The 309-nt window shown below is 54.0% G+C and carries 3 tRNA genes; all 3 read right to left on the reverse strand.

Annotation, left to right across the window (positions count from 1 at the left end):
* Positions 1-46: 46 nt before the first annotated feature.
* The 3 genes from IC213_RS20745 to IC213_RS20755 all read right to left on the reverse strand — a co-directional run bounded on the left by IC213_RS20745 (position 47) and on the right by IC213_RS20755 (position 304).
* A tRNA-Met gene (locus IC213_RS20745) sits at positions 47-122 on the reverse strand.
* Positions 123-138: 16 nt separating this feature from the next.
* Positions 139-224 (reverse strand) — tRNA-Leu (locus tag IC213_RS20750).
* Positions 225-229: 5 nt separating this feature from the next.
* A tRNA-Asn gene (locus IC213_RS20755) sits at positions 230-304 on the reverse strand.
* Positions 305-309 lie beyond the last annotated feature (5 nt).

A 309-nucleotide genomic window follows, 5' to 3' on the forward strand; every position in this document is an offset into this window, starting at 1 on the left:
CGTGAAAGGGCGGTGTCTTAACCTCTTGACCAACGAGCCATTTTAATGGTTGCGGAGGCAGGACTCGAACCTACGACCTTCGGGTTATGAGCCCGACGAGCTGCCAACTGCTCCACTCCGCGATATTATTTTATAAAGTGCCGAAGACCGGAATCGAACCGGTACGAGAGGTAAGTCCCGCAGGATTTTAAGTCCTGTGCGTCTGCCAGTTCCGCCACTTCGGCTTTTTTGGCTCCAAGGGTGGGGCTCGAACCCACAGCCTACCGGTTAACAGCCGGTTGCTCCACCGTTGAGCTACCTTGGAATATT

Source organism: Clostridioides sp. ES-S-0049-02 (genome assembly GCF_020658465.1).
Lineage (GTDB): Bacteria > Bacillota > Clostridia > Peptostreptococcales > Peptostreptococcaceae > Clostridioides.